This is a genomic window from Chloroflexota bacterium (assembly GCA_023475225.1).
In the GTDB taxonomy this organism is placed as follows: Bacteria; Chloroflexota; UBA6077; order FW602-bin22; family JAMCVK01; genus JAMCVK01.
The window spans coordinates 1-6,481 of sequence record JAMCVK010000012.1 but is presented as its reverse complement, the minus strand read 5'-3'; the positions used below and the strand labels follow the sequence as shown (position 1 = coordinate 6,481).

The window sequence follows — 6,481 nt, the reverse complement described above, 5'->3', positions numbered from 1 at the left end:
GGCTCTCTTTTTGACCAGTCCTGGGGCAAGAAGTTATCCACATGTGGATACCCCTCCCCCATACCCCCTCCCCACTACTACTTATCAACATCCTCTAACTGTCACGGAGGCATCTGAACGCAATCAGTTCATTGCCAAGGAGACGTCCAAGATTTTGCAGTTGCGTCAATGAAGATTCATAAAAAGATTTGACGCCTTACAGGTGATGGGGAATGAAAGCCTGGGCAGAGCCTGCCGCAGGCTGAGAGGTTTCACCTTCAGCATTCCCCTCCATCAAGTATCCTGGGTCTCTTGGCATCATAGTTGGTGCTATAATACTTGCGGCACAGCATGACTGAGATTAAGGGATGATATGCCTGTCCGACAGAGATACCGGTTGTCGATAGTGTTTCTCTCTACCCTACTATTGTGGCAATCCGTTGCTTGCGGGCCCTCTGTTCCTCCACCTCGTATCCCTCATGAGGTGACGAAAGAACCCTGTGTGCTCTGTCACCGTGAGGGGAAGGGTGGAGCGCCCAAGCAGAAACATGCCGACCGAGGCAGTTGCCTGAACTGTCACGTGCCAGCGCGCTGAGGGGACGATGGGGGAAACAACTTGCCAGGTCTATTCTTGGCGTGATCGCGGTTAGTCTTTAGCTGCCTATATCACCGGTTTCGTAAAGGATAAGGCTGGCTGCCACGATGGCCGCTGTCTCGGCTCTTAGGATCCGTAGTCCTAAGCTTACAGGCTTGATGTTATATGATCGTGCCTTCTCCACTTCAGCGGCAGAGAAGCCCCCCTCCGGCCCAATAAAGAGATTCACTGAGAAGGGCCATTCAATTTTTCTTGGTGAATGTTGATCATCTTTTGCGCCTTCCCTATGCATAGCCTCCCATATCCTATCGCTCGATAGCTCATGCAGTGCGGCCTTAATGCTTAAGGCCTCCTGGCTCTCCCAGGCGAGTAATGAAATTCCCCTAGCCTGTTTACAGGCCTGAGCGAAAAGCATTGGTGGGTGCAATACAGGTATCTTCCCACGTCTGGCCTGTTCGGCAGCTTCTACAATGATTCTCTGCCAACGCCCCATTTTCAGTTCACTCACCTCGCGGACCTCAGCGATTATTGATCGTTCACATATGATAGGAACAAAGGCGACAACTCCAATCTCGGTGCATTTTTGCAAAGCGAACTCAAACCTGTTCGTTCGAAGAAGTCCCTGGAATACAGTTATCTTGGTTCTGGGCTCCGAGGTGACCAGGCTCTTCTTTTCAACGGAACCGATTATCTGCTCGGGGCTGACTGATTTGATAACGACCTGATACTGCCAGCCAGAGTTATCCAGTAATAACAAACGGTCACCCATTCCCAAGCGTAGAACATCAACTATCTGGTGGACGAGTGGCCCAGTGATGACCGCCGTGGCTCTATTAAATACTTGGGGGGAGACAAAGAAGCGGTGCATTTAAGCTGATTTCTGCCCAACAAGGGCTATCCAGTCGTCTTGTTGTCGCTTATGAATGATGTTGATTCCAACCTGCCGAAGCACAGCGCAGACCCTCTCGGCTTGATCCTGAATGATGCCGCTGCTGATAAGGATGCCCTCACTTCTAAGGCATAGGGCGATGTTCTCAGCCGATGCCATTATCACCTTAGCCGTTATATTAGCCAGGATGAGATCGAAGACGAGAGGGGCATCCCTGATCTTACCATTAAGCAGGTCAGATAGAGTGCCCAAGAATATGGTTACGATGCCCTCCAGGTTATTCAGGTGAACGTTATTCCAGGCAGACTGTATAGCCACTTCATCGACGTCGAGAGCTACCACGTGGGATGCGCCCAATTTTGCCGCAGCGATACCCAGAATCCCGGATCCTGTACCAAAATCGAGCACGTAAGTCGACGGTTTGATCCAATTTTCCATCTCAAGTAAGCATAGTCGTGTTGAAGGATGAAGCCCAGTGCCGAAAGCCATACCTGGATCAAGAACCACAATGATTTCCCCAGGGCGCGCTTGGTAGTCGCGCCAGGAAGGCTTGATGACAAGGCGTGTGCCGGTATGTTGAACCTGATAATGCTCTTTCCAAGCGGTAGACCAATCCTCTTCAGCGAGGATCTTGGAGCGCAAGGGGCCGATATTGCCGAGGAAATGAAGATGCCAGAGGGACTCTTCCACCTTCTGTTTTACAATTTGGGAGTCTTCATCGATCGGCAAATAACCCTTGATCGTGATGGGGCCCTCAAGGTTGGCGTGGATCAATTCTCCATCATTTGGCGAAGCGACCTCTTGTTCGATAACCACGCCACCGTAGGTGAAGTGTTGTAGAAGCTCGGCGACCACCTCCACAGACTCGGTATCAACCTCGATGGCTAGTTCGAGCCAATTCATAAAGCAATCCGATCAATCGGGGGCGAAGACATCTTTTACTTTGTGGAAGAACCCCTTTCCATCCTGAGGGGTGACTGGCGTACCAAATGTCTGAGACAACTCAAGCAGAATCTCTTTTTGTTTCTGGGTCAGCTCTGTTGGAATAACAATTTTAACCTTGATCTGTTGGTCACCACGTCCACCCCCACGAGCATAGGGGATCCCCTTCTCCTTAAGGCGAAAAACCCGGCCATTTTGGGTACCGGCTGGGATGCGTATTTTAGCCTCGACGCCATCTACAGTAGGAACATTCACCTCATCACCCAGTGCAGCCTGGACAATATTGAGGGGTAACTCATAGATAATATCGTTTCCTATCCGCTTGAATAGAGAGTGTTCCTGAACTCTTAAGACCACGTAGAGGCTACCAGGAGGACCACCCTTGATGCCGGCCTCCCCTTCACCACTTAATTTAATCTGTGTCCCATCATCCACGCCGGCTGGAATCTTGACTCGGATGTGGCGGACTGTCTGGACGCGGCTGGTACCATGGCATGTAGCGCAGGGCGTTACGATTATTTTGCCCTCACCCTGGCAACGATCACAGACGGTAACACTTATGAACTGACCAAAGATTGTTTGGCGAGCTCTTCTGATCTCGCCGGTACCATCGCAGTTAGGACAGCGCACTGGCTGTGTCCCTTGTTCTACCCCCATGCCCCCGCAAGCGGGGCACCTTTCCCAACGAGGTATGGCTAATTCCTTCTCACAACCGAAGACCGCCTCCTCGAAGGTGAGCGTGAGGTCATAGCGAAGATCAGCACCACGCTGGACGCCCCGTCTGGCTGTTGCACTAGCAAATCCACCGAAGAAGGTTTCAAAGATATCACCAAAGCCAAAGGTCTCAAAGCCACCCAGATCGCCAAATCCCCCCAGTCCGACGTGACCGAACTGATCATATTTACGCCGTTTCTCAGGGTCGCTGAGAACCTCGTAGGCCTCGTTTATCTCCTTGAAACGTTCATTTGCTGACTCCTCTCGGTTTACGTCGGGGTGATATTGGCGAGCCAGTCTCCGGTATGCTTTTCTTATCTCCTCTTCACTAGCGCCTCGAGGAAGGCCAAGGATATCGTAATAGTCACGCTTGTGGCCCATCACTTCGTGGCACCCTCTTTAGTGATTGTTACCATCTTTTGCCGAAGGGACGGCGAGGCGGCTGGCGCTGTTCCGGGTGGCTAGGACCAGTCAGGCGTCGTTCGCGTTCTGGCGAGTGTGGTGGTGCTGGTCTCCTCGGGTGTTGAAAGCGATCGCCAGGCATAACCTGAGTGGCTCGCTTTGACGCCGCATCAGTCTGGCTGGTAGTACCCTCAAGTACGGTTCGGCGAGACAAGTTTATCCTACCCTGGGAGTCAATTTCGATAACCTTGACCATAATCTCATCGCCTACCCTTACCACATCCTCTGGCCGGCTGACGTGGTATTCAGCGAGCTCTGCCGTTCTGACCAAGCCCTCCTTGCCAGGCAGGATCTCGACGAAAGCGCCGAAGTTGCTGAGGCGTGTCACATGTCCTAAGTAGACGGCACCTAATTCCACATCTTTGGTGAGACGTTCTACAGCAAGAAGGGCCCGTTGAGAGGCGTCGGCATCGGGAGAGGAGATGAAAACGCTACCGTCATCTTCTACATCTATCTTTACATGCATCTCCTCTTGCAGGCTCCTGATGTTGCGGCCGCCAGGGCCGATAAGAACACCAATCTTATCTACAGGAATAGTCGTTCGTAAGATGTGTGGTGCGTGCGGTGATAACTCAGGTCTGGAGTGGGCAATCGTCTCCAGCATTCGGTCGAGGATGAATAGACGAGCGTCGCGGGCTTGGGTCAAGGCCTTTTGCATTATATCGTAGCTGAGTCCAGGGACCTTCACGTCCATTTGAAGGGCAGTGATGCCCCTGGCCGTGCCGGCTACCTTAAAATCCATGTCTCCTAGGTGGTCTTCAATTCCTTGAATGTCAGTAAGGATAGCGAAGTTGTTCTTTTCGTCCGTTATCAACCCCATCGCTACTCCAGCCACAGGTGCCTTGATCGGCACGCCGGCATCCATCAGGGAGAGTGTGCTGGCACAAACACTGGCCATTGATGTCGACCCGTTAGAGCTCAAAACTTCTGATACGAGACGAATAGTATATGGGAATTCTATCGTATCAGGGATGATGGGGGCCAATGCACGCTCAGCAAGGGCACCATGACCGATCTCGCGTCTCCCAGGCGAACCCATACGCCTCACCTCGCCTACGCTGAAGGGAGGAAAATTGTAGTGGTGCATAAAACGCTTTGATTCCTCTAAGCCCAGGCCATCAATGATCTGTTCGTCACTGATCGAACCGAGGGTAGCGATTGTCAATACTTGGGTTTGTCCTCGTGTAAATAGTCCTGAGCCATGTGTCCTGGGTAGTAAACCAACCTCGCAGGTGATAGGACGAATAGTGGTAAGATCGCGCCCATCCGGACGGCATCCCTCAGTTAAGATATTATGGCGGATCAGTGTTCGCTCAAGGTCTTCAACAGCGGCCAGAAGATACTTATGATCGTAATGCTCTCCCAGTTGATCCAAGACCTCCTGCTTCAATGCCTCCCGGGCTTCCTCCCGCGCCATTTTATCGGTTTGGTTAACAGCCACGGCAAGCTTGTCAGCGATGATCTTCTCTACAGTAACCTTGATCTCTTCATCCAATTCGTCAACGCTATACTGCATCTTGGGTTGCCCGATCTCCTCGACCATCCTCTCTTGCATCTTAACAATATCTTGCAGGGCCACCTGCCCAAATTTAATGGCCTCTAGGACGATCTCTTCCGGGACCTCTTTTGCTCCAGACTCAACCATCACCACCGCGTTGGCTGTACCAGCTACAACAAGGTCGAGCTGGCTTAGCTCGAGTTGGACAGTAGTGGGATTGAGGACGAACTGATTATTGATGTAGCCGATCCTAACCGCCCCAACCGGTCCATCGAACGGTATATCAGAGATGGAGAGGGCAGCCGATGCTCCTACTATTGAGAGTACGTCTGGTTCATTCTCCTGATCAGCAGATAGCACCGTGACGATGATCTGTACATCGTTGTGAAAAGCTTTGGGAAAGAGTGGCCTCATAGATCTATCAGTCAACCGGCAGGTCAGTATGGCCTGCTCACTGGGTCTTCCTTCACGTTTAAAGAATCCCCCTGGGATTTTACCTGCGGCGTAAAGACGCTCTTCGTAGTCTACGGTTAAGGGAAAGAAATCGATATCTGGACGGCGCTCTTTGGAAGCGGTAGCCGTAGCCAAGACAAGTGTGTCACCGTAGCGTACGGTGACCGCCCCATTTGCCTGTTCGGCCAGCTGGCCGGTCTCAATCTGGAGTTGCCTACCACCGATGGTTATCTCATATTGATGCATCACATTGTTCTCCTATAGAAAATTATCAGATCTTCATTCACGTAAAACGTGTAAAACAAAAGCTTTGGAGGAACATCTTCCAAGCTGAACTCAAGTAATCATCTCTACTACACTCAAAAATACCCAGGATCACCACCTGGGTACAGAAGCAATAACGAGCAAGCGCTGGTCTCTAACTCACCCTGGGTCTGGAAACGATGGCATTATAACGGTCCTTATCCTTGCGAGATAAGTAGGCCAACTGCCGGCGACGTTGCCCCAAAAGCTTCAACAGACCACGGCGTGAGTGGTAATCGTGGGTGTGAACCTTGAGGTGCTCTATTAGTTGATTTATTCGTTCAGTTAAGAGCGCTATCTGCACCTCAGGGGAACCCGTATCACCTTCTCGCATTTTGAACTGCTCGATTATATTAGTCTTCGCACCCTTGTCTAATGGCACTTTTGACATAACCTCCCTAATCTATCTCAGGGCAATTATAGCACAAGCCGTATCAGGCCGCAAACGCGTGTGCTCGTTCGGTACCTCCTGTACACCACTCCTTATCTAGGTTGATAATAGCCCTTGGCTTGGAGGAACTCCTTGGGTGTCTTGTAGCCTAAAGACTGGTGAGGCCGCACCGTGTTGTAGATGTGCTCCCAAGCCAGCAGCTCGGCCCTCAGAGTTGCTACCGTCGGCTCAGCTTCTGTCACCTCGTAAAACTCC

5 protein-coding genes are annotated in these 6,481 nt (G+C 51.4%); all 5 read right to left on the bottom strand.

The window, feature by feature from the left end; genetic code table 11:
- Nucleotides 1–632 precede the first annotated feature (632 nt).
- The 5 genes from M1136_01800 to rpsO all read right to left on the bottom strand — a co-directional run bounded on the left by M1136_01800 (nucleotide 633) and on the right by rpsO (nucleotide 6,217).
- On the bottom strand, nucleotides 633–1,442 hold the full coding sequence (locus M1136_01800) for a 16S rRNA (uracil(1498)-N(3))-methyltransferase (GenBank protein MCL5074373.1): 810 nt from the start codon (nucleotides 1,440–1,442) through the stop codon (nucleotides 633–635).
- The gene (gene prmA, locus M1136_01795) at nucleotides 1,443–2,366 is read right to left on the bottom strand and encodes a 50S ribosomal protein L11 methyltransferase (protein MCL5074372.1); all 924 of its coding nucleotides are present in this window, start codon (nucleotides 2,364–2,366) and stop codon (nucleotides 1,443–1,445) included.
- Nucleotides 2,367–2,378: 12 nt separating this feature from the next.
- A complete protein-coding gene (dnaJ, locus tag M1136_01790) occupies nucleotides 2,379–3,500 on the bottom strand; it encodes a molecular chaperone DnaJ (protein ID MCL5074371.1) in 1,122 nt (373 codons plus the stop codon).
- Nucleotides 3,501–3,528: 28 nt separating this feature from the next.
- The gene (locus M1136_01785; GenBank protein ID MCL5074370.1) at nucleotides 3,529–5,778 is read right to left on the bottom strand and encodes a polyribonucleotide nucleotidyltransferase; all 2,250 of its coding nucleotides are present in this window, start codon (nucleotides 5,776–5,778) and stop codon (nucleotides 3,529–3,531) included.
- A 172-nt stretch (nucleotides 5,779–5,950) separates the two neighbouring features.
- Nucleotides 5,951–6,217, bottom strand: a complete 267-nt coding sequence (rpsO, locus tag M1136_01780) for a 30S ribosomal protein S15 (GenBank protein ID MCL5074369.1) — start codon at nucleotides 6,215–6,217, stop codon at nucleotides 5,951–5,953.
- Between the last annotated feature and the right edge of the window lie 264 nt (nucleotides 6,218–6,481).

Coding starts and splice junctions, on each gene's coding strand:
- M1136_01800 (MCL5074373.1), bottom strand. CDS start 1,442: ATGCACCGCTTCTTTGTCTCCCCCCAAGTATTTAATAGAGCCACGGCG.
- prmA (MCL5074372.1), bottom strand. CDS start 2,366: ATGAATTGGCTCGAACTAGCCATCGAGGTTGATACCGAGTCTGTGGAG.
- dnaJ (MCL5074371.1), bottom strand. CDS start 3,500: ATGGGCCACAAGCGTGACTATTACGATATCCTTGGCCTTCCTCGAGGC.
- M1136_01785 (MCL5074370.1), bottom strand. CDS start 5,778: ATGCATCAATATGAGATAACCATCGGTGGTAGGCAACTCCAGATTGAG.